This is a genomic window from Pseudomonas petroselini (assembly GCF_045037875.1).
In the GTDB taxonomy this organism is placed as follows: Bacteria; Pseudomonadota; Gammaproteobacteria; order Pseudomonadales; family Pseudomonadaceae; genus Aquipseudomonas; species Aquipseudomonas petroselini.
The window spans coordinates 3,015,771-3,038,008 of record NZ_CP173614.1 but is presented as its reverse complement, the minus strand read 5'-3'; the positions used below and the strand labels follow the sequence as shown (position 1 = coordinate 3,038,008).

Below are 22,238 nucleotides of genomic sequence, written 5' to 3'. Positions count from 1 at the left end.
AGGCATCGCTCGTCAGTGAGCGAGGCCCATTTTCCAGACATACACTGACGACAAAATCAGGCTTATTCCCGTTCAATGTAGGAGTTGTCCCAAATCCACCGAATGGCTATCAGGCGTGCTTGCTGTGCAGGTGCAGGCTCAGGCTCTGATGCAAGCCATCGACGGCCCTGCCTACCGCCTCCACCGCTGCCGACAATGCATCACGGTCACGCCTTTGACACGCCTCCTCCAAGGTCTCGCAACCGGCGACCAACACCTGGGCCCTGACCATCCGGGCACCGCCTTTTATACGATGAGCCAGGTCATGCAGCTTGGCGAAATCCGCGTGCTGTTGCAGCGCCGGCAGCAATAGGCGGTCCTCTGCGAGGCTATTGAGCAATGGCAGCAGCAACTCATCAAGCACGGCACCGTCGCCCCCCGTCAGCATGACCAATGCGCTCAAATCAAACGTCGGTTCGGCGTCCTCCACGGCGGCACTGGCAGTGCGTGATGCCAGCGCCACACGCAAATCATCAAGACCGGTCGGTTTGAATAGACAACCATCCATGCCCGCCTGCCTGCAGCGCTCGGTTTCCTCCGGTTGGGCGTTGGCGGTGAACCCCAGCAACAGGCACGGAACCAGGCCGAGCCGACGCTCTTGTGCACGGATATCACGGGCCAACGTGTAGCCGTCCATAACAGGCATATTGCTATCGGTGATCACGCCATCAAAATGCCCGGCCTGCCACAGTGCGAACCCCTCGGCGCCATCTTCGGCCGTGACGATGCGATGCCCCAGGAAGCTCAATTGCCGAGTGAGCAACAGGCGGTTGGCCGGGTAGTCATCCACCACCAGGAGGCTCAATGCATGAGCCGGTGGCACAGGCGGAGCCGATGAAGAAAGCGGTGCAGCGGTGGCCAACTCCAGCGCCAGGGTCACATCCACCCGAGTCCCCTTGCCCAGCACACTGCTCAAATGCAGTTGGCCGCCCATCATCTCGCACAGATTGCGACTGATCACCAAGCCCAACCCCGAACCACTGCGTGCCGATTGATCGTTATTGCTGCCCTGGATAAAGGGGTTGAACAAACGTTGTTGATCCTCGGCACTGATGCCAACCCCCGTGTCCTCCACATACAGCCGAAGGTTCAGAGGGTCGCTCGCCACTGCCGGTGTGCACTGGGCGCCCAGGCGTACCTGGCCGGTCGCGGTAAACTTGATGGCATTGCCCAGCAGGTTGGACACCACTTGTTTGAAGCGCATAGGGTCGATCAACACAGGTCGGTCGATCATCGGGTCGAGCGCCACGTGCAGCAACAGCCCCTTATCCCGCGCCAGCCCCTCGAAAACCCGCGCCACGGAAGCCAACATTTCATGGAGATTGGCAGGTGCTAGGGTCAGGGACAGGTGACCGGTTTCGATCCGCGCAATGTCCAGGATATCGCCGATCAACTCCAGCATGCTGCGGGACGCCATCGATGCCACTTCGAGGGCGTCCTGATCGACACGGCCCTGCTCGGCGTTCTTCTGAGCCAATTCGATCATGCCGATCACCGCGTTCATGGGCGTTCGGATCTCATGACTCATGGTCGCCAGGAAGGTGGTCTTTGCGCGATTGGCGGCGTCGGCCTCCTCCTTGGCTTCCTGCAACTGGCCCAGCAGGCGCTGGCGTTCGCTGACATCCACCCAGCCAGCGATCATGCCCACCACGTTGCCGTTGCTATCACGGTACGGCAGCATCCATTGGTAAATCGTCAACACGCCACCGCCGGGCACCTTGAGCACCCGGTCGTGAATCTGCGGCTCCCCCCGCTCCATCAAGCTCAAATAGTCAGCATGGAAAGATTGGGCCTGGGGCGGGTTGCCGGTGTCGGTTTCCACCACGGTCTTGCCGATCACGTCCTCCAACTTGAAGCCGAACACATCAAGGTAAGCGTTATTACACGCCATCAAGCGGCCCTGGCGGTCACGTACATAAATCGGGTGGGGCGTGCCGTCGATCAGCACGCTCATAAACCGCATCTGGTCGCTCAAGGCCCGTTCGGCCTGGGCACGCTTGTGAATCAGGTTACGCAGGTAGAGCACCCAACCCAACGTGACCAACAACAGCAAGGCTGCCAAGCCGAACCCTTGGATAATCACGTTGCGGTGGCTGATCCAGTAGCTGTCCTCGATGATGATCTCACTGCGCCAATGGTTGGTCAGTTCGTCCATTTCCTCGGGCGTGATACTCAACAGCGCCTTCTCGAGGATTGAATACAGTTCCAGCTGGCTGCGATTGACGCCGAAGGCAATCCGCGCCGGTTCTGTACCCACCGTACTGGTGATACGCAGGCGATCACGGTAATGGCGCGCGATCATGTAACGGGCACTGATCAGCGACACAACCGTCGCATCGACACTGCCTTTGGCGACCAACTCCATGGCTTGCTCAGGGTTCTCGACCGCCACAAAGACGATACCAGGATAATCCCGCGCCACTTGCACGGCGAGGCTGTTGCCGCCGATAAACGCCAGGCGTTTGCCGGGCATGTCTTCCAGGGTAAGCAGGTGCTCATCGCTGGCGCGCGCGACCAGCACATAGGGGTTGGACAAGTAAGGCCGGGTAAAACGGACTTTCTCGGAGCGCTCGACGCTGGGCGTGATCACCGCCATCATCTCCACTTGGCCAGCGCTGACCTCGTCCATTTGCCGAGGCAACGAACTGCCCTGCACCACCTCGAATTTCAAGCCTGTGCGCAAGCTGATCCGCGACAACACCTCGTCACTCAAGCCGATGAACTGCCCTTGCTCATTGAAAAATGACAGCGGCATAAACTTGTCGAGCGCCGCGACTTTCACGCGTGGATGCTTCTCCAGCCAGCGCTGTTCACTGTCACTCAAGCGCAACCGGTCAGCCTCCAGAAAGCCGCTGCCGCCCGCACTCCAGCGCCGCAGAATTTCCATCTGCTGGCCGGCCGGGATGACAGCCAGCGCGGCATTGACGATCTTCAACAGGCGGATATTGTCCCCAGTGAAAGCGAACCCGAACGGGTTGACCTCCAGCGCGGAAAAATCAGCCATGCGCACGTTATTCAGGTGATTCTTGTTGATCAGGTAGCGGGTGCTGATGGCATCGCCGAGGTAAACATCGGCCTGGCCGAACGCTACGGAACCGATGGCCTGGTGGGTCGAGCCATATAACAACAATTGCGCCTGGGGATAAAAGGCCTGGACAGCGTCGGGCTGCATATAGTGGTAGAGCATCGCGACACGTTTGCCGGCCAGGTCGACGCTCAATGAATGACTGTCCCCCGCGCGGGTCACCAATACGGGTTGATCATTGGCGTAGGAACGGGACAATACCAGCGCTTTGTCGGCCGCCTCATAACCGTTGGCCGACCCGACCAGATCCACTTTGCCCAGCTTGAGTGCCTCGATCACTTCATCGCGGGTGTCGTAGCGCCTAACCTCGATAGGTACATTCAAAATAAGGCTGATCAGCCACGTATAGTCAGCAGTGATCCCTTCAAAATCATTATCGTTGCTCAAGTCGAAAGGGGCGTAGTCGGGCGCGGACACCCCCATCACTAATGTGCGCCGCTCGCGCAGCCAGCGCCAGTCGCTTTCATCAAGCTCAACACTGGGGTGTTCAAGGGAAGAATGGCCGAGGAGCCGCAGGGTATGGGGTTCGTCCAGGGCCATCGCCGAGTAGGGCAACAGCCCCAACAGCAGGATGGCCGTGAGTTTCAGCCGCCGAAAGGTGGTCATTTCAGATCAGATCAGGTGGTTGCGCTGCGCAAACTTGGACAGGTGCACTACCGATGACATGCGCAGCTTCTCCTTGAGTCGCGTCTTGTAGGTGCTGATAGTCTTATGGCTCAACAGCATGTCCTCAGCGATTTCCTTGTTGCCCAGGCCCAGCGCCAACTTTTGCAACACGGTCAGCTCGCGGTCCGACAGTGCGTCCACCAATTCCTGCTCGGTGGTCTGCAAATCGTCGCGGCGGACTGAACTGGTGGGCAGGCTGGGGAAGCAACTGTAACCAGACCGGATCGCCCTGATTGCCTTTTGCAACTCATCAAGCTCACCCGTCTTGGCCACAAAGCCCATGGCCCCGGCGCGCATGCAGCGGGTGGAGAAGAACACCGCAAGATAAGAGGTCAGCACCAGGATCTTGCAAGGCAGTTCGAGCGCCTTGATCCGGCTGATCACCTCCAACCCGCCGAGCTTGGGCATTGCCAGATCGAGGATGACCAGGTCCGGACGATGCACCCGCGCAATCTGCATAGCGTCGGCACCGTTGCCCGCTTCCAGGATTTCAACGAAGCCTTCCTGTTTCAACAGATGTTTCACAGTGGCGCGTATAAAAGGGTGATCATCCACAATTAAAGCTTTGCTCATAAGACTCCCCCGAGAGGATCAGTACGCTTACATATCACGCGGGACCTATCTACCTGTGAAAAGTAACAGTTCCGACAAACGGCGCTGATTACTCTGCAGGCAGTACAGACCCCTCCTTTTGATAAAACACGGTAAACACATAGAGCCACGCCCTGGTTCCTGAGGCGCAAGCGGGAAACCTTAACAACAGCGTGTCTTATCAAATGAAGGGATAGTCTCGAATTATTGTAGGACTTTTCCTCGCGATAGCATGACCCGCGTTGCACGGGACAATGCCTTACAGCCGGGGACTACTCGGTAGTACTGGGGCTCCAGAACGCCTGCACGACGAGGGTAGACATCGAAATTCGCGCCACCAGCGCATCCAGTTCGTCACCGTCTACCGACGTCACGGCCAGGGTGGCTTCTATTTCCACCTCCTCCGTGCCGAAGGGGCGCACGTCGACATCGCTGGCGGGATAGTTACAACGCGCCAGCTCGGCTTCCAGCAACGCCAATACGGCTTTCTGCTGAGTACGCCGTGCAATGACATACAGGATATTGGTGACCTCCGCCGACACCACGTCCAACGGCTGACGGTTGATGTTATTGACGATCGGCCGCAGCAAGGTGTTGGCCGCCAGCACAAACAGGGTGCCCAGCAGCGCTTCCAGGATCAGGTCGGCACCCGCGCAGGCACCCACCGCCGCCGACGCCCAGAGGGTGGCGGCCGTGTTGAGCCCACGCACGTTGCCTTCTTCGCGCATGATCACGCCGGCGCCGAGAAAGCCGATGCCCGAGACCACATACGCCACCACCCGCACCGCGCCTTCCGCACCGCCGAGACGGTTCGCCATGTCGACGAAGATCGCCGCGCCCACCGCCACCAGCACGTTGGTCCGCAGACCTGCCGTGCGCTGTCGGTACTGGCGCTCGAAACCGATCAGGCCACCGAGGATGAAGGCCGCGGTGAGGCTGACCAGCGTATCAACCAGGGAATTGAGGTTGATGTTGTCGATTGCTTGCATAGAAAATCTTCCCTGTTTATTGCCAGCCGAACTTACGGATGTAGTAGCCCTTCACCGCCTGGGTCAGCGCCATGTACGCCAGCAGGATCACCGGCAGGAACACAAAGTACAGCGACGGCAGCGCCTGCAATTTGAAGTAGTGCGCCAGCGGCCCCATCGGCAGGAAAATCCCCACGGCCATGATCACACCGGTCATCACCATCAACGGCATCGCCGCACGGCTCTGCAGGAACGGGATTTTCGGGGTGCGGATCATGTGCACGATCAGCGTCTGGGTCAGCAGCCCCACCACGAACCAGCCGGACTGGAACAGCGTCTGGTGGTCCGGGGTGTTGGCATCGAAGACATACCACATGAGCGCGAACGTGGTGATGTCAAAGATCGAACTGATCGGCCCGAAAAACAGCATGAACCGCCCCACATCGCCGGGCTGCCAGCGTTGCGGCTTGGCGAGCATCTCTGCGTCGACGTTATCGAACGGAATCGCGATCTGCGAAATGTCATACAGCAGGTTCTGCACCAGCAGGTGCATCGGCAGCATCGGCAGGAACGGAATAAACGCACTGGCCACCAGCACCGAAAACACGTTGCCGAAGTTGGAACTGGCAGTCATCTTGATGTACTTGAGCATGTTGGCGAAGGTACGCCGGCCTTCCAGCACGCCCTCCTCCAGAATCATCAGGCTCTTTTCCAACAGGATGATGTCGGCGGCTTCCTTGGCGATATCCACCGCACTGTCGACCGAAATCCCGATATCGGCAGTACGCAGCGCCGGCGCGTCGTTGATGCCATCCCCCATAAAGCCCACCACATGCCCGTTAGCCTTGAGCAGGCGCACGATGCGCTCCTTGTGGGACGGCGTCAGCTTGGCGAACACATTGGTGGTTTCCACGGCCTTGGCCAGCTCGGCGTCGGTCATGTCCTCGATGTCATTGCCCATCAGCAGGCCCTGTTGCTCCAGGCCCACTTCGCGGCAGATTTTAGCGGTGACCAGTTCGTTGTCCCCTGTCAGCACTTTCACGGCGACGCCGTGGGCTTTGAGAGCCTTGAGCGCAGGCGCGGTGCTTTCCTTCGGTGGGTCGAGAAAAGCCACATAACCGATCAACGTGAGATTTTTTTCATCCGCCAGGCTGTAGGTGTCGCGCCCCGGCGCCATCGGTTGCGCGGCCACGGCCACCACGCGCAGGCCTTCTTCGTTGAACGCGGCGGTGACCTGGCGAATGCGCGCCAGCAGGTCATCGGTCAGCGCTTCGTTGACGTCGCCATGGCGCACGTTGTTGCAGACCGACAGAATCTCTTCGACCGCCCCTTTGCAGATCAACAGGTGTGGCTGGCCTTGCTCGGCGACCACGACGGACATGCGGCGACGATTGAAGTCGAACGGGATCTCATCGACTTTCTGGAACGCCGTACCCACCTTCAGCTCGCGATGCACCTCCACATGCTCCAACACCGCCACGTCCAACAGGTTTTTCAGGCCCGTCTGGTAGTAGCTGTTGAGGTAGGCCATTTCCAACACGTCGTCGGACTCTTCCCCCCACACGTCCACATGGCGCGCGAGAAAAATCCTGTCCTGGGTCAGGGTGCCGGTCTTGTCGGTGCACAGCACGTCCATGGCGCCGAAGTTCTGGATCGCGTCCAGGCGCTTGACGATGACTTTTTTACGCGAGAGAAACACCGCGCCTTTGGCCAGGGTCGAGGTGACGATCATCGGCAGCATTTCCGGGGTCAGGCCCACGGCAATCGACAGCGCGAACAACAGCGCTTCAGTCCAGTCACCCTTGGTGAACCCGTTGATGAACAGCACCAGTGGCGCCATCACGAACATGAAGCGGATGAGCAACCAACTGACCTTGTTGACGCCTTGCTGGAACGAGGTGGTCGCGCGGTCGGTAGCGGTGACGCGCTGGGCCAACGCACCGAAATAGGTGCTGTTGCCGGTGGTCAGGATCACCGCCGTCGCCGCGCCGGACACCACGTTGGTGCCCATGAACAGGATGTTTTCCAGGTCCAGCGGGTTACGGGTGTTGGCATCTTGCTGCTGGGCGAACTTCTCCACCGGCATCGATTCGCCGGTCATCGCCGCCTGGCTCACGAACAGGTCCTTGGCACTGATGACACGGCAGTCGGCGGGAATCATGTCACCGGCCGACAGCACGATCAGGTCACCCGGCACCAAGTGTTTGATCGGCAGCTCGATGCGCTTGGTTTCATCCCGACGCAGCACGGTCGCCGTGTTGCTCACCATCGCCTTGAGGGCGTCGGCCGCCTTGTTCGACTTGGCCTCCTGCCAGAAGCGCAGCAGTGTCGAGAGCACCACCATGGAGAAAATCACCGTGGCCGCCTTCATGTCCTCGGTCAGCCAGGAGATCACCGCCAGCAAAGTCAGCAGCAGGTTGAAGGGGTTTTTGTAGCAATGCCACAGGTGCACCCACCACGGCAGCGGCTGCTCGTGCTCGACTTCGTTGAGGCCGTATTGCACGCGCAGGGCGTCGGCTTCCTGGGTGTTCAAGCCTTCGGAGTGGCTGCCCAGCGTGCCGAGCAATTGCACGGCACTGCTGTTGGCCGAAATCACCAGGGTTTGCGCCAGGGTCGGCGGCACTTCGCGGCTGACGCTGGCGTCGGCCACGGTGTCGAGCATCGCCAAGCGGCGGAAATGCCGGGCGATATGCCGGGTCCGCAGGAAGCCGGCGAAGAACTCTTTCAACAGTGTGAAGTTCATGGTGTTACTCCTGCGCGAGGAAACACTCGTGCAGGTACCGCCTCGCGCACCGCGCCCGTTTTAAAGGCACAGCCGGCTTGGCCCGCCCGCCGTAAAAGGCAGGCGCGTCCGTAGCATCCCGAGGTTAATCAGGTGCTGGTCAGCGTCGATGAGAGGGAATCGGACAGGAGCCAGGACTGGTCACTGCCGCGATGCCGCTTCTCGCTTTATTGGCGAGACAACGGCATCTGGAAAATGCGCGTTACCTTGCCAAGTCTATGCCGGTCAACGAAACCGGCCGACTACTGTCACTCGAACAAGTACCCACTGAGGGTCTCCGCAATTGATGAAAACGCGCGAAGCTTACGCCCCGATACTAGGAGAGTAAACCGTAGGAAAGCTTCCGAATGATGAATAAGAAGATTCTTCAGGGAGGGTTCAGGTACGCCTTTTCCTGGGCCCACTGAGGATCAAATGTGGGAGGAAGCAAGCTCCCGCCCATAGGCTTGGGTGTACATTTACTGTGACGCGGTGTCCGGTCGGTCCCTTGCCACCAATGCCAGGTAATCATCCACCTGCCCACCGCCCAATGCCTTGACCTGAATCGACACCCTGTTCACCTGCCGCCCCATCGTGATTCCTTCACGGGTACGCACCTGCACATAACCGAGTTTTGGCCAGAAACGTTCAGCACGGGTGTTGCCGATGACCACCGTCAACCGCAACCATTGGCCGTCATTGCGAACCACCCACGCTTCAAGATCCGCATGCAGCTGGTGCGCCAGCCCGGTGCCGTGCAACCGTGCATCCACCAGCAACAGACCGATATGCCAGACGCCGACCGCCAACACATCCGCCGCAATGTTCACCACCGCCACCAGCTCATTGTCCTGATCGCGGTAACCCAGCCAATACATCCGCCGGCATGTCCACCCTACCGGCAACTGCCCCAGCAACTCCTCATGCGCTTCAGTCGGCGTGGCCGGCTCGCCATTCACGGCGACGAAGTAATCCGGTGCGCGTTCAAAAAACCGCTGCAACTCGGCTGCATCCCCACCGTCCAGCTCAGTCACCCGAATGCCCGCAACGGAGCCCCCCGGCAACAGGTGCGCATCCACGTCCATGTTCATCCGCCCTCAATCGTCCCGCGTCAGGACTTCCAACAACTCGATCTCAAAGCGCAGATGACTGTTAGGCTTGATATGTGCGCCCATCGACCGCTCGCCATAAGCCAAATGCGCCGGCACGAACAAGCTGCGCACACCGCCCACCTGCATGCCCATCAAGCCCTGGTCCCAGCCCTTGATCACACGCCCGGTACCGATCACACACTGAAACGGCTTGCCCCGCTCCCAGGACGAATCGAACACCGTGCCGTCTTCCAGGGTGCCGGTGTATTGGGTGGTAATCAGCGCGCCCTTGACCACGGTCTTGCCGGTGCCGGGGCGGAGGTCGGTGATTTGGAGTTCTTCGTGGCTCATGGGCGTCCCTTTGGATACATAGTGTTTGCTTGTGTTGCTTTAAGCAGAGAGTTCGCGCAAGGCTGCCGTCGCTAAGAAACCTGACCGCGATGCATAGCGGTGGTCCTTTTGCACACGCTCATCAATACGTTGCAACAGGTGTTCAGGCAAAGAAGCATTGAACCGTACCGACTTACCCAGATAGGGCGTGAGATCAAAGTCGACAATCGCCCAAACGCCACCGGCGAAATCCGGGTTACTTAAATGCGCATCAACCTCCAGTGCCTGAGGAAGCCGTTCCTGATCGGCAACCAGCCCTTCGAGATGCAAAGCCAATGCCTCGCGGACATTATCCAGTGCTTCGGAAAAAGACCCTCCCGCCGAGAAACAACCCGGCACGTCAGGGACCGTCACGCTGTAATCCGAGTCAGCATCTTTGTGCACGACCACCGGGAATTTCATTGCTCCTCCTCTAGACAAGCCCCTCAGGAGCTCGTCCAACTCATTCAGCAGCATCAATATTTGAGACCGGCTGATTTGAAAATACTGTGCAGAGTGCCTTTGGCGATCTCCGACTTGGGATGAGGGACGGTTATTCGCCCCCGCTTCACAGGGTGTTTGAACTGATGGTGACTGCCTTTAACTGCCACCTCAAACCAACCCTCCGCAACCAGCAGGTCAATCAGCTCTCGACTTCTCATCGCCCAACCCTTAGGTGTGTATATTACACACCGCCGCATGGCAATGCGTTATTTGTACACACGAGACACACTCATGAAAAGGCCCGCTTTACCTGCAAGCGGGCTTATGTGACGCGATGATGACGATGTGCAACTCCCTCACGCGAGCAAACTAATGTCAGTTTTTGTGCCCAGGTTTCGGTGGGTACAAAAGGCGGGTGGAATTTGACCGGATAAGCGTCGGCTATCTTGAGTTCTGCACAGCCACGCAGAATCTTGAAGCGGTCACAGGAGCCAGATCGGCGACATTTCCCTTTAACTTGCAGGACGATTCCGAGAGGATCTCGACCGCTTGCGCCGCTCAAATCACGGCCCTGCGTTTTGGTGGATCGGACGCTGCCGTGTATACAGCCGAGCTAATACAGTGCTATCAGGGTGAGGGGGCATACTCCCTCACCATTGGTCGTCGGCACTGCCCTTACGAAAGAATACGACTTACCCTCGCCAAAAAGTCACGCCAGCTTATTTCAGGCTAACAGCGCCCGCGTTCAACCTATGAAGAGCCCATTAACTCTGAATAGGGAATATCAGAATGACCATCGGTTCCAACTTCAACTACTCTGCCGACATCGCTCAACGGCATCATCGAGAAAAGCGCTCCAGCAAGAATAAATGGAGAGCGACATACCCCAACCCGCCTGATTTGTGCTTTGACTACCGCGCGTTGGTGGAGCAAGTAAATGGCATCGCGCTGGCCACTGAAACCCAACATAAAATCTGCATCATCGGCGCGGGCATTACAGGCTTAACAACCGCACGCGAACTGTATCGATGCGGTTTCACCAACCTGACTTTACTTGAAAAATCGACACGCATTGGCGGCAGGCACCTTACCGCCCTTGGGCACAACAATACCAACACTGTCGGCAGACCACCTTTCGAGATGGGGGCAATGAGGATGCCGTTCTTCAACCACTCAAGCGAGCCCCCTAAAGAGGGGCGATCACTGATGGCCTATTACGCCAATGCGTTCGAATTACGTCATTCAGACTTTCCAAACCCGGGTAGCCCTGCAGTGCGCTCAACGGGCATCTACCTGCGAGAGGGAAGCATCGATAACAGCACAGAACCCACCATGCTCATCTGGAAAAACGCCGATGGGAAAACCCCGCCTCCGGGTCAAACGTTGGGCAACGTTTTTGCAAAATGGAAAGTCTTCGCCGAACGCATGACGCGGATCATCGCCGAACATTATGGGGCTGAGCACTGGGAGGACATGTGGGCGTCGATAGTCAGAACATATGAAGGTATTTCCTTTCGCGACCTGGTCAAAATGCCAAGTATCGACAACTGGAATCAAAGCAACCCTGGAAACTTTGGTGGCATGGGCATGACGGCGCAGGAGTCGGCTGTTTTCTACGCGATCGGAATTGGTGATGGCAGTTGGGGAGCGTTTTATGACGTCTGCGCGCTCTATCCGCTACGCACGGCAATATTCGGGTTCAGTAGTCATCTGCAATTGATCCACGGCCGCGTAAACGCGGACGGCACCCTCATGGCCTCGCCTTACTTGGATGCTCCCGAGACGTTGGATTCGAGAGGCATTGCGTTCAACAAACCAAACTACATCGGCCTTGGATCGCTGGCCGAGTCCCTGCTCTTCATCAAACCCGGCGAAACGCAGGATTCCTTGTACGAACACCTCATAAAAAGTCAGTCCGGGTTATTGACCAGCAGTGCAGTGACAAAACTGAAGAAACTTAACAACGGGCAAATACGCGTCTATTACGACTGGAGCATCGCCCCAAAAGTAACATCGAGCAGCGCATTCATCGATTGCGATTCTGTCGTAATGACGCTGCCCTCATGGCTGATCGAAACACAGGTATCCATTGAAGGCTTCAGCCAGGAAATGCTCCCATTCGAGATCACAGAAGCCTACAAATCAGCTCACTGGGAAACCAGCTGTAAAGTGTACGCCCCGCTTAAAAAGTCGTTCCTCTCTCACAACAAGAACATCCCACAGACGCTCGTGACAGACAGTTTAGTTCATGATGTATACACGTACCGCTACAACAACACCAACACCTATGATTGCATCCTACTCAGCTATACGTGGGAAGATGATGCCACAAAGTTATCGGTGTTCAGCGATGAAGAACTTGTTGACAAATGCATCGAAGACCTTGACCGAATCCTGTTGAAATCCACAAACATAAAAGAAAAAATATCACCCTACATCGGACGCAAACAAGCGGTCGTGCAACGCTGGATGAACGATAAAAACTCACTGGGTTGCGCAAAGCTTTACCGTGCAGGTACTTACTATAACGCTATGAAACTACTGCAATATAATCGTAACTTTTCTCATACGTCAGGCCTTTACCTCTGTGGGGAGTCTTTTTCCGTCGATGCAGGCTGGACGGAACCCTGTTTCAGAGGAGCAGTGGATACCGTGATAAACATTTGCAACAAAACCCATGCAACATTCAACGGAAGTTTTACTATGCAGGACTATCCCACCTACAAAGCCGAACCGTAAAAGAAAGAGACTACAACGCAACGGGAATCGCCCGACTTTCAATTAAACATTTGCTCGCCTCTTATAAACACCCAACCGATTTCCGGTTGTATAACAATAAGAGGTCACCTCCATGAGCGAACCAGCAAGCCCTGCACGCGTAGCGGTCATACAACTTGATCCTCAGGTTGGCATGAATAACCGAGCCAATAACTTGCATCAAAGTCTTGCACTGGCAACCGAAGCGGCAAACGGCGGAGCCAACCTGATCGTGCTGCCTGAGCTCACCAATTGCGGGTATTTTTTCAGCAGTCGCCAGGATGCTTTTGATCACGCCGAACTGGTTCCAGACGGTACCAGTGTGCAGGCATGGATAGATTTTGCCTGCAGGCATCAGGTTTATCTGGTGGCTGGCCTGTGCGAAATAGACGGTATGCAGTTGTTCAATACGGCCGTGCTGCTAGGTCCTGACGGGTTTATCGGCAAATACCGCAAAGCGCATTTGTGGAACCTGGAAAAGCTATGGTTCACCCCTGGCAATACGGGCTTTCCAGTGTTTGAAACGCCGATCGGCCGTATTGGCTTGCTGATTTGTTGGGATATCTGGTTCCCGGAGGTGCCCCGCATTCTTGGCCAGCAAGGTGCCGATATTATTTGCAGCCTGAATAACTGGGTGTGGACGCCACCGCCGCTATTCGATGAGGCAGGCAAATGCATGGCGTCATACCTGACGATGACCGCCGCCCACGTCAATAATGTGTTTATCGCCGCCGCCAGCCGCATTGGCGAAGAGCGTGGAGCGCGCTACCTCGGATGCTCGTTGATTGCCGGCACCAACGGCTGGCCGATTGGCGCGGTAGCTTCGGCCAATCGCCAGGAAATCCTGTTCGCGGACATTGATGTCACCAGCGCCCGCAGTGCTCCGATCTGGAACAGCCTCAATGACCTGCAACGTGATCGACGTAATGATCTCTACGATCAAATGCTCGGTTACTCCCAACACCCCGCCCTTCCGCGTTGATCGGAGGGCACAGCATGAAAACACTCATTACCGAAACGAGATCCGGTTGCTCCTGGATGGACGTCACCGTCCTGATGCTGGGGTTGAGTAGCGTACTGCTGGTGCTTTGGGTAGCGCTGAGCACTCAAGGCTCATGGCCGGGCTATGCCGAGATGGTCGCGAGCCTGCCCCATCCGGTTGCGTGGCTACGGTGGATACTGGGGGATATCAGTGAAGTAGCCTTCTACAAGCATGAACTTGCATCACTCGGCTTGCTGGGCGGCGCTTACCTGGCTTGGTGGGCGAGCAAGCACGGTAAGACCTGGCAGGGATTTTCCATTTCCTACGGAACGGGACTGTGGCCTTGGCTGATAACCAGTTCACTGTTGGGGCTACTGCTGAGCAATCTACTGTGGGGCTGGAGCGTCACCGCACAGACGTGGCAACCGACGTTCGCGGCGTTCGTCTCATTACCGGCGGCGATGGTGCTGATGTTCGGTGGCGGCTGGAAAGTTGCGATAAACGGTGCGGTGCTGGGCGCATTGCTGGTGACGCCTATGTGCTTGTTGATCGTGAACTTCGTGTGCGTACCGCTAGGTCTTCCAGTGGTTATCGGCAACGTGGTGGGCATGGCCGTCGGCAGTGTCATAGCGTTTGTACTGTGTCGTCGAGTGCCCTTGCTGGTGCGTTCCGATTACATCGCCCCCGCCAGACCGGCGCCTGCAAAACCGCCGACTTACGGGATAGCCTGGAGCCTTCGACGGGTACTGGCAGACTTTTCCGAAGCGCCGTTTTTTGGGAACGAACTCGCCAGTCTCGGGTTGCTGGCAGGCGTGTTATTGGCATACGCCCTGAACCCCGTCAGCCCGGCGTATGGATCAGGCCTGGTCTTGCCGTTGCTGGGCGCCCAAGCGCTGACATCGTTGTCAGGTGTCGTGATCTGGCGAAAACAGTGGATCAAACGAGGCTGGTACCCAACCTACGTGCCACTGGTATCCGTCGTGCCTGCGGCTGTATTGACCCATGGTGGTAGTTGGACAGTCATTGCTTCGAGTGCACTGCTCGGGGCGCTAATCGCGCCGCCATTGGCCTGTGCGATTGCAGCGCGCGTGCCCGCACACGTTCACCCGTATATAGGTAATGTCACTTCAATGGCGTTGAGTACATTGATGATAGTGCCGCTGGTAGGTTGGTTAGTTCAAGCGTAAGAGCCTTCCCACGCTGCGCGCCTTCTGCAGCGTGGGAACAGCTTTCGGTCTCTCACAACCACCGCCAAAACCGACTCCAGAATCCGCGCCCCAAATCATCCTTACACCCCGCATATTGCTGCGCATACATCTGCGAGCGCGCCTGAACCTTGCTGGCCACCGGCGGCAACCAGGCTTTGCTGGCGTAGGTGCGCTGGCGGTAGCCGCCCCAGCCTTCGTGGTAGTTCAGGTACTGGCCGTAGGCGTCGTATTTGTACACGCCGTTGACGCTGTAGGTCTTGTCCATGTACCAGCCGACAAAGTCGATGGCGTCGTCGAAGTCATGGCGACTGGCGCCGCTGCGGCCGGTGCTTTTGCGGTAGTCGTTCCACACCTCATCCTTGGCCTGGGCGTAACCGGCGGCGGTAGAGACGCGGCCCCAGGGGATGATCCACAGCAGGTATTTGCGTGGGGCCAAGGCGTCCTGATGGAAACCCGACTCTTGGTACATGATGGCGAACGGCACCTGGATCGGCACGCCCCAACGCTTTTGCGTGACTTTGGCGGCGTCGTACCAGTCGTCCTTTTCACGGAAGATGCTGCAGAGATCGTTGGGGTTGCGTGGCGGTGAAGTACCGCACGCCGCCAACAGAGAAGAGAGGAGTAACAGTCCGACGGCTTTGCCTGCGCTCAAGGGGCACCTGTGTGTCATACGCGTAAAAGGCCGCCAGTTTACGCGTATCACACTCAAGTACAGCGCTGCCGTGACGGGTAAAGCGGCGTCCTTGCCACTCGCCACAAAGGTTTAAGCCAACGGCACGCGACGGTTGGTCAGCGCCAGGCGACCCACAAAAAAGCTCAAGGCCGCACCCAGCAACAGCATGGCCAAGGTGCTCCAGGCAGCGCGCGACAGTTGCTTGGCGGCCACTTCGGCGGCTTCACGGGCTTTTTGTTCAGCCTGTTGTTTCAGCTCATCGACCTTCTGCATGGCCTGTTGATAGGCCTGGGCGTAGTTGTCGACGATCTGCGTGGCTTCTTCTTTGCTCTTGCCGGTACGGGCAGCCACGATGTTGACCAGGGCTTCTTTATCGGCCGCGTTCAGCGCGGGCTCACCGGAGGCTTTGACGCGCTCGAACCATTGCTTCAGCGCATCGCCGGCCTGGGCAGGGTCGGTCGCTGCGGCGGTGGCGGACTGTTTGCCATCGGCGGCGGCCTGGTCGGTCTTCTGCTCGACGTTAGCCGGGTCCAGTTCAGGCTTGCCGCTCTGCTTGAGCAAGGTATCGAGTTCGCCTTGCAGGCTGTTCCAATCCAACTGGATACCCTGCTCGTTCAGTTGTTGCTTGATGCTGTCACCAATGCCTGGCGCCGCCGCGGCGATACCACTGCCTGCAGCCGACAGGCCTTTACCGACCACATTGCCGGCAGTGCCGACGACACTGGCGGCCAAGCCAGCCAGCAGCCAGGTGGTGAGCAAGGTGGTGACGGTCCAGGTCAGCACGCCGTGGAGGCCGCCGCGATCCGGTGCCGTGCGGCCGGCGACAAACGCGCCAACGCCGATGGCAACCAGCGTGGAGACGAACAGCCAGATCCCTGCCCCGGTGCCGAAACCGCTCAGCGGGTTACCGGCTTCCATGGGGTTGACCGCGCTGGCACCGATGGCCGTGCCCAGCACACTGAGTACCAGATAGGTCACCAGGGCAATTGCACTACCGGCGAGCACCGAGCTCCAGGACACACGAAACAGCGAGCGATTGGTTTCATAGACAGTGGTCATACAGAGGTCCTTCACACGTTATGGGAGCAAGGCGAAATGCCTTGATGGGTGTGAGTGTGGCGAAACGACATACGTTCAGTCGTGGCCCAAATGCACCAGGCGGCCTGGTGCATTCGCACTCCCCTGCCTGCACTTTCTCTGCACTATCCTGATACGCGGGTGTCGTACTTTTCATGCGCCCAAAACCCGGAGATTCTATGACCCAGGATGTTCTCGCCAAAGAAACCAACCGTCGCCAACTGCAGCAAATAATCTCCGGTGTGTCCGACGGGATCATCCTCGCTGAGGTCGACCAGACCATCCTCTGGGCCAATGAAGCTGCACTGAACATGCACGGCATTGATGACGTCACGGCACTGGGTGCCAATACCCAGGCCTACGCCGAACACTTCGCCCTGCGCTATCGCAACAATCATCCGGTGCTACTGGAAAACTACCCCCTCGCCCGCGTAGCCGCAGGCGAAGAGTTCAGTGATGTGGTGGTCGAATGCACCCCCATCGCTGACGCCGATAAGACCTGGGTCCATCGCCTGCGCAGCCTGATCATCACGGACTCGCACGACGAACCGGAATTGCTGGTGCTGATCCTCAGCGACGCCACCGAATGGGCGAGCGCCGAGCAGCGGTTCGAGAAAACCTTCAACGCCAATCCGGCGCCCGCGGTGATCTGCCGCTTGAGCGACCTGCGTTACATCAAGGTGAACCAGGGTTTTCTGGAAATGACCGGCTACAACCGCGACCAAGTCATCGGCAAATCCGTGTATGAACTGGACGTACTGGAACAGGCCGAACGCAAGGACCTGGCCATCCAGCGCCTGGGCGAAGGCGCGACCATCCCGCAAATGCAGGCCGAACTGAGACTGCCCGAAGGTGGCAGCAAACTGGTGATCGTCGCCGGCCAGCCGCTGGACATGAACGAAGAGGACTGCATGCTGTTTTCCTTCATGGACCTGGAGCCGCGACGCAAAGCGGAAATCGCCCTGCGCCAGAGTGAGGAACGCTTCGCCAAGTCTTTCCGCCTGACCCCGGTGCCCACCCTGGTGTGCAGCGCCGCCAACCGCCAGGTGGTGGACATCAACGAAGCGTTCATGAGTCTCACCGGCTATACCAGCGAGGAACTGATCGGCAAGTCCGTCGAAGACATCGACTTCATCGACAGCCCCCAAGCGGGTGCGCAATTGTTCGCCAGCCTGGAAAAAGCCGGCAATCTCGACGGCCAGGACCTCAAGGTGCGTAAAAAAGGCAATGAGGTGATCGACTGTGTGGTCTCTGCCGACACCGTGATCATTCAGGACGTGCCCTGCTACTTGCTGGTGATGATGAACATCACCGAACGCAAACGCTCGGAACTGGAACTGGTGGCCGCCATCGAAGAGGTGATGCAGGACGCCTCCTGGTTCAGCCAGACCCTCATCGAAAAACTGGCCAACGCCAAGAGCGTCAACAGTCCCAACCAACCCAATATCAGCTTTACCGACCTCACGGCCCGCGAGCGCGATGTGCTGGGCTTGATTTGCGAAGGCCTGGCCGACAAGGAGATCGCCTCGCGGCTGAAACTGGCGCCCAATACGGTGCGCAATCATGTCGCCACGGTGTACTCGAAACTGGGGGTGCACAGCCGCAGCGCAGCCATCGTCTGGGCCCGTGAACGCGGGCTGTTTGCGGGTGAGTTGCGTCTTAAAAAGTAAACCCTTTAAGTGCAAATGCACTAGTGCACCTAGTGCGAATTCGCCTTATGGCGCCAGGGGCCAGTCCTTAACCTTCAAGGGTCGAAACTTATGCCTTGAAGGAAACAGCATGTTTACCCTCTCTCAATTGCGAAATTGCATCGAAGAAGGCCTGTCGCCGCTGACATGTGAATTCACGTTGTGCCGGGATGCGTCCCTGACGCTCAAGGTCTACGACGCTGAAACCGGCCGCGTGGACTTGGTGGTGACCGGGATCAGCACGAACCGGCTGCAGACCCCGCAAGAAGTTGAAAAGATGGTGGAAGAGCTGCGCTACGAATTGCAATGCAACAACGTGGGTAAGCTCACGCTGGATGATTTGCCTTCAGCGACGCAGCAATAAGCTCAGCGTGCGGGGGTAGTTTCTTAGTGGAGTAAGCACCCCCTGCTTTCTTCGCTGGGAAGGTAACGCGGTTTTTGAAGCCGGTTACCTCAACCCTGAGCCGCTACGATAACCACCGTCACTTCTTGACGGGGGTGATCTCCAGGATGGTGCCGTTGGTGGTCTTGAGCAGTACGAACTTATCGCCTACTCGCGTCCATTGGCTGTCTTCTTCAGGCTGCTTGAGACCGCGTTTTTTCCAGTCGCTGACGGCCGATTCCTTGCGCATCAGCATATCCGGCGCGCGATCACCTTCTTTCAAGTCACGGGCGTTGATATTCGAAGGTTGCACGGTTTCCTGAGGGGTATCACCGGCCTGCACGATAAAGCTGGCGGTGGACAGGCTCGTGGCGACCAGCAGGCAAGCGATCAGGGATTTGGATTTCATGGGTGCTCCTTCAATGAATGATGCGTACCCAGGTTCGGACCGCTGCCACGCGCGATCATTCAATCAAGCAACACGCCACCTGTGACGAGGGAGCTTGCTCCCGCTGGGTTGCGCAGCAGCCCCAAAAAGCAGAACCGTATACCTCCTGAACGAACGCGGCGTAAGAGCTGGGGCTGCTTCGCAGCCCAGCGGGAGCAAGCTCCCTCGCCACAGGTGACATGCCTTCATAGCCAGGTAGCGCCTCATAGAGGGTAGTCACCCACTTGCTCCACCAAGCCTGCTCGCAGTGGATTACTGACAATGTAGCGCACCACCCCCGTGGCGAGGGAGCTTGCTCCCGCTGGGTTGCGCAGCAGCCCCAAAAAGCAGAACCGTGTACTCCCTGAACGAACGCGGCGTATGAATTGGGGCCGCTTCGCAGCCCAGCGGGAGCAAGCTCCCTCGCCACAGGTGACATGCCTTCATAGCCAGGTAGCGTCCCATAGAGGGTAGTCGCCCACTTGCTCCACCAAGCCTGCTCGCAGGGGATTACCGATGATGTAGCGCGCGATTTGGATAAGGTCTTCTTCGGCACGCGCGGCTCGATCATGGTATCCGCTTTGCCAAAAAGCGCCCTGTGTGCCGCAGGCTGGATTGATCGTCAGCGTACTCCTCGATTTCACCCGCTGCATAACCTGGGGCAGCGACACGTCCTGCAATTCAAACAACCAATGGAAATGATCCGGCATGATGACCCATGCGAGTGATTCAACCAGGCCGAGGTCATGGGCCTGCTTGAGTTCTGCAACCAGCAACCGCCCCAGGTAAAAGTGGGTAAATACGGGCCGCCGTTGATAAACCACCGCGGTCACCAAGTAGGCACGACCTGTTTCTGAGTAACGACCACGACGTAACAAATGAGAGCTGGGCTTCTGAAGCAACTCAATGCTCCTGGCGATTGATAATCCGATCAACTCAACCTAGCAGTCCGCGCCAATCTCCCTGCTCAATTCAATTTCCTCATATTTCCTTCCACCCATGTGGCGAGGGAGCTTGCTCCCTCGCCACAGGAACCCCCTCATCCTGCAGCCCCCATTGCCCGCATGAAATAAATCCTGTAATTTTTCATGAAATTAATCGAAATAAATTTCATGAACCAACAAGAAGAACTCGCCACTCTCGCGGCGTTGATCCACGATCTGCGCAAGCACAAGAAGCTCACCCTCGCCCAGCTCGCGCAAAAAATTGAGCGTTCCGTGGGTTTCCTGTCTCAGGTCGAGCGCGGCCTGTCGCGACCGACGGTGGCCGATTTGACCGCCATCAGCCACGCCCTCGACGTGCCCACCACCTACTTCTACAGCCAGCCCAAACCCAAGGCCGTGGACTGGATCACCCGCCCCAACGAGCGGCGCACGGTGTATTACGCCAATGGCATCACCGACATCCTCGTCTCACCGAGCATGAACGGCGCGTTCTCGATGCTCGACAGCCTCTTAGCCCCTGGCGCCAACAGCGGCGAACAAACCATGAGCGATCGCGCCGAGCAGGCCGGTTTTGTGCTGGAGGGCGAATTGACGCTATGGGTAGAAGGTGAGGCCGATCCGGTCACCCTTGGCCCCGGCGACAGCTTTCACCTGGCCAGCTTCGCCCATTGCCGCTACGCCAACCTCACCGACCTGCCCGCCCGCGTGTTGTGGGTTTACAACTAGGAGCAACACCCGTGAAAAGCCATGCCTCCACGTTACTGGCCGAAGTACGGACCTTTCGCCAGAACCATCCCGATGTGCGTTATGTCGACCTGATCGCCCTGGACATTCCCGGGCATTTCTACGGCAAGCGCTACCCCATCGAGATGCTGGAAAAAGTTGCCGCCGGCAGCCCCTTGAAGCTGCCGCAGAATGCCGTGTTGCTGGGGGCTCAGGGCGGGCTGTTCAAGATTGGCGACTACTGCTTCAACGACGGCGACCCGGACGCCAACCGCCGCCTGGTGCCGGGCACGCTCAAGCCGGTGAGCTGGGAATCACAGCCGTTGGGCCAGATGCTGATGACCTCCGATGGCACCGACGCGCCCATCGAATTCGAACCCCGCGAAGTCCTGGCCAAGGTGCTGGAACGCTTGCAGCACAAGGGCATCCACCCGGTGGTGGCGTTTGAGCTGGAGTTCTACCTGTTCGACAAAACGTTGGATAACGGCCTGCCGCAATTCGCCCGCGACCCGCTCAGCGACGATGCCGACGACCAGCCCAACCTGCACATCGAACGGCTGTCACGCTTCAGCGGCGTGCTGGATGACATGGCGCAAACCGCCAAGGACCAGGGCATCGATATCACGGTGATTACCGCCGAACTCGGCCCCGGCCAGTTCGAGATCAACTTCGGCCACCTCGACGACGGCCTGCGCGCCGCCGACTGGGCCGCCCTGTTCTGCCGCAGCACCCGTGGCGTGGCGCTCAAACAGGGGTACCGCGCCAGTTTCATGGCCAAGCCTTACCTGCAATTCCCGGGCAGCGGAATGCACGTGCATGTCAGCCTGTATGACGGCGCGGGCAACAATGTGCTCGCAGCTCATCAGCAGCAGCCCCTACGCCACGCCGTGGCCGGGTGCCTGGAATTGTTGCCGCACTGCATGCCGATCTTCTCGCCCAACCACAACGCCTTCCGCCGCCTGGGCGGCACGGTGAATGCCGCCACCCGCGCCAGCTGGGGCTTTGAAGACCGCGACGCGTGTGTGCGCATTCCCGAGTCCGACCCACGCAACCTGCGCGTCGAGCATCGCCTGGCCAGTGCCGATGCCAACCCGTACCTGGTACTGGCGGCGATCCTGGTGGGCCTGGAGCATGGCCTCGAAGCCAAGCGCGAACCCATCGCCCCGCTGAACGAGGACCGTAGCAGCGGCAGCGACTTCCCCCTGGAAATGCTCGAAGCCGTGCGCGCCATGCAGCATCAAGCGGTGTTGCGCGATAAGCTGGGCGCCGAATTTGTGGACGTGTACTGCGAGAACAAACGCCAGGATCACCTGGCCTTTCAACAAGAGATCAATGCGCGGGAATACCGCTGGTTTCTTTAACC

General features: G+C 58.3%; 19 protein-coding genes. 7 read left to right on the top strand and 12 right to left on the bottom strand.

Going from position 1 to position 22,238, the window contains the following annotated elements:
* Positions 1 to 109 precede the first annotated feature (109 nt).
* The 8 genes from ACI512_RS14285 to ACI512_RS14250 form a co-directional block, all read right to left on the bottom strand.
* A complete protein-coding gene (locus ACI512_RS14285) occupies positions 110 to 3,730 on the bottom strand; it encodes a transporter substrate-binding domain-containing protein (RefSeq protein ID WP_236378611.1) in 3,621 nt (1,206 codons plus the stop codon).
* 6 nt (positions 3,731 to 3,736) lie between these two features.
* The gene (locus tag ACI512_RS14280; protein ID WP_012723417.1) at positions 3,737 to 4,363 is read right to left on the bottom strand and encodes a response regulator transcription factor; all 627 of its coding nucleotides are present in this window, start codon (positions 4,361 to 4,363) and stop codon (positions 3,737 to 3,739) included.
* 290 nt (positions 4,364 to 4,653) lie between these two features.
* On the bottom strand, positions 4,654 to 5,370 hold the full coding sequence (locus ACI512_RS14275; protein WP_012723416.1) for an MgtC/SapB family protein: 717 nt from the start codon (positions 5,368 to 5,370) through the stop codon (positions 4,654 to 4,656).
* Positions 5,371 to 5,386: 16 nt separating this feature from the next.
* Positions 5,387 to 8,092 (bottom strand): magnesium-translocating P-type ATPase, encoded by a 2,706-nt coding sequence (mgtA, locus tag ACI512_RS14270; protein ID WP_046035934.1) that lies wholly within the window; start codon positions 8,090 to 8,092, stop codon positions 5,387 to 5,389.
* A 497-nt stretch (positions 8,093 to 8,589) separates the two neighbouring features.
* Positions 8,590 to 9,195: a GNAT family N-acetyltransferase gene (locus ACI512_RS14265; RefSeq protein WP_236378751.1), complete on the bottom strand. Its 606-nt coding sequence runs from the start codon at positions 9,193 to 9,195 to the stop codon at positions 8,590 to 8,592.
* 12 nt (positions 9,196 to 9,207) lie between these two features.
* Entirely contained in the window at positions 9,208 to 9,552 is a 345-nt protein-coding gene (locus ACI512_RS14260; protein ID WP_064055497.1) for an FKBP-type peptidyl-prolyl cis-trans isomerase, read from the bottom strand.
* A 39-nt stretch (positions 9,553 to 9,591) separates the two neighbouring features.
* The gene (locus tag ACI512_RS14255) at positions 9,592 to 9,993 is read right to left on the bottom strand and encodes a type II toxin-antitoxin system HicB family antitoxin (RefSeq protein ID WP_064055496.1); all 402 of its coding nucleotides are present in this window, start codon (positions 9,991 to 9,993) and stop codon (positions 9,592 to 9,594) included.
* Between the two features lie 53 nt (positions 9,994 to 10,046).
* Positions 10,047 to 10,232, bottom strand: coding sequence for a type II toxin-antitoxin system HicA family toxin (locus ACI512_RS14250; RefSeq protein ID WP_082894011.1), 186 nt, complete (start codon positions 10,230 to 10,232; stop codon positions 10,047 to 10,049).
* 571 nt (positions 10,233 to 10,803) lie between these two features.
* On the opposite strand from ACI512_RS14250, the gene ACI512_RS14245 reads away from it, so the two are divergent.
* From ACI512_RS14245 to ACI512_RS14235, 3 genes are all read left to right on the top strand, one after another.
* Positions 10,804 to 12,753 (top strand): FAD-dependent oxidoreductase, encoded by a 1,950-nt coding sequence (locus tag ACI512_RS14245; RefSeq protein WP_236378609.1) that lies wholly within the window; start codon positions 10,804 to 10,806, stop codon positions 12,751 to 12,753.
* Between the two features lie 112 nt (positions 12,754 to 12,865).
* Positions 12,866 to 13,753, top strand: coding sequence for a nitrilase family protein (locus tag ACI512_RS14240; protein ID WP_046035930.1), 888 nt, complete (start codon positions 12,866 to 12,868; stop codon positions 13,751 to 13,753).
* 14 nt (positions 13,754 to 13,767) lie between these two features.
* On the top strand, positions 13,768 to 14,940 hold the full coding sequence (locus tag ACI512_RS14235) for a hypothetical protein (protein WP_064055493.1): 1,173 nt from the start codon (positions 13,768 to 13,770) through the stop codon (positions 14,938 to 14,940).
* Positions 14,941 to 14,992: 52 nt separating this feature from the next.
* On the opposite strand, the gene ACI512_RS14230 is transcribed toward ACI512_RS14235, so the two are convergent.
* Both ACI512_RS14230 and ACI512_RS14225 read right to left on the bottom strand, forming a co-directional pair.
* On the bottom strand, positions 14,993 to 15,613 hold the full coding sequence (locus ACI512_RS14230) for a hypothetical protein (RefSeq protein ID WP_012723408.1): 621 nt from the start codon (positions 15,611 to 15,613) through the stop codon (positions 14,993 to 14,995).
* Between the two features lie 111 nt (positions 15,614 to 15,724).
* Positions 15,725 to 16,693, bottom strand: a complete 969-nt coding sequence (locus ACI512_RS14225; RefSeq protein WP_064055492.1) for a hypothetical protein — start codon at positions 16,691 to 16,693, stop codon at positions 15,725 to 15,727.
* Positions 16,694 to 16,890: 197 nt separating this feature from the next.
* Between ACI512_RS14225 and ACI512_RS14220 the strand changes: the two genes are divergently transcribed.
* A complete protein-coding gene (locus ACI512_RS14220; RefSeq protein WP_236378607.1) occupies positions 16,891 to 18,381 on the top strand; it encodes a PAS domain S-box protein in 1,491 nt (496 codons plus the stop codon).
* A 109-nt stretch (positions 18,382 to 18,490) separates the two neighbouring features.
* Complete coding sequence (locus tag ACI512_RS14215) at positions 18,491 to 18,763, top strand: DUF1652 domain-containing protein (protein ID WP_012723405.1); 273 nt, start codon at positions 18,491 to 18,493, stop codon at positions 18,761 to 18,763.
* Between the two features lie 118 nt (positions 18,764 to 18,881).
* Here ACI512_RS14215 and ACI512_RS14210 read toward each other — a convergent pair whose 3' ends face one another.
* Both ACI512_RS14210 and ACI512_RS14205 read right to left on the bottom strand, forming a co-directional pair.
* Positions 18,882 to 19,190: an RcnB family protein gene (locus ACI512_RS14210; RefSeq protein WP_012723404.1), complete on the bottom strand. Its 309-nt coding sequence runs from the start codon at positions 19,188 to 19,190 to the stop codon at positions 18,882 to 18,884.
* Between the two features lie 461 nt (positions 19,191 to 19,651).
* Positions 19,652 to 20,110: an REP-associated tyrosine transposase gene (locus ACI512_RS14205; protein ID WP_236378605.1), complete on the bottom strand. Its 459-nt coding sequence runs from the start codon at positions 20,108 to 20,110 to the stop codon at positions 19,652 to 19,654.
* A 210-nt stretch (positions 20,111 to 20,320) separates the two neighbouring features.
* Between ACI512_RS14205 and ACI512_RS14200 the strand changes: the two genes are divergently transcribed.
* A complete protein-coding gene (locus ACI512_RS14200; RefSeq protein WP_046035925.1) occupies positions 20,321 to 20,878 on the top strand; it encodes a helix-turn-helix domain-containing protein in 558 nt (185 codons plus the stop codon).
* A gap of 11 nt (positions 20,879 to 20,889) precedes the next feature.
* The gene (locus ACI512_RS14195; RefSeq protein ID WP_064055489.1) at positions 20,890 to 22,236 is read left to right on the top strand and encodes a glutamine synthetase family protein; all 1,347 of its coding nucleotides are present in this window, start codon (positions 20,890 to 20,892) and stop codon (positions 22,234 to 22,236) included.
* Positions 22,237 to 22,238 lie beyond the last annotated feature (2 nt).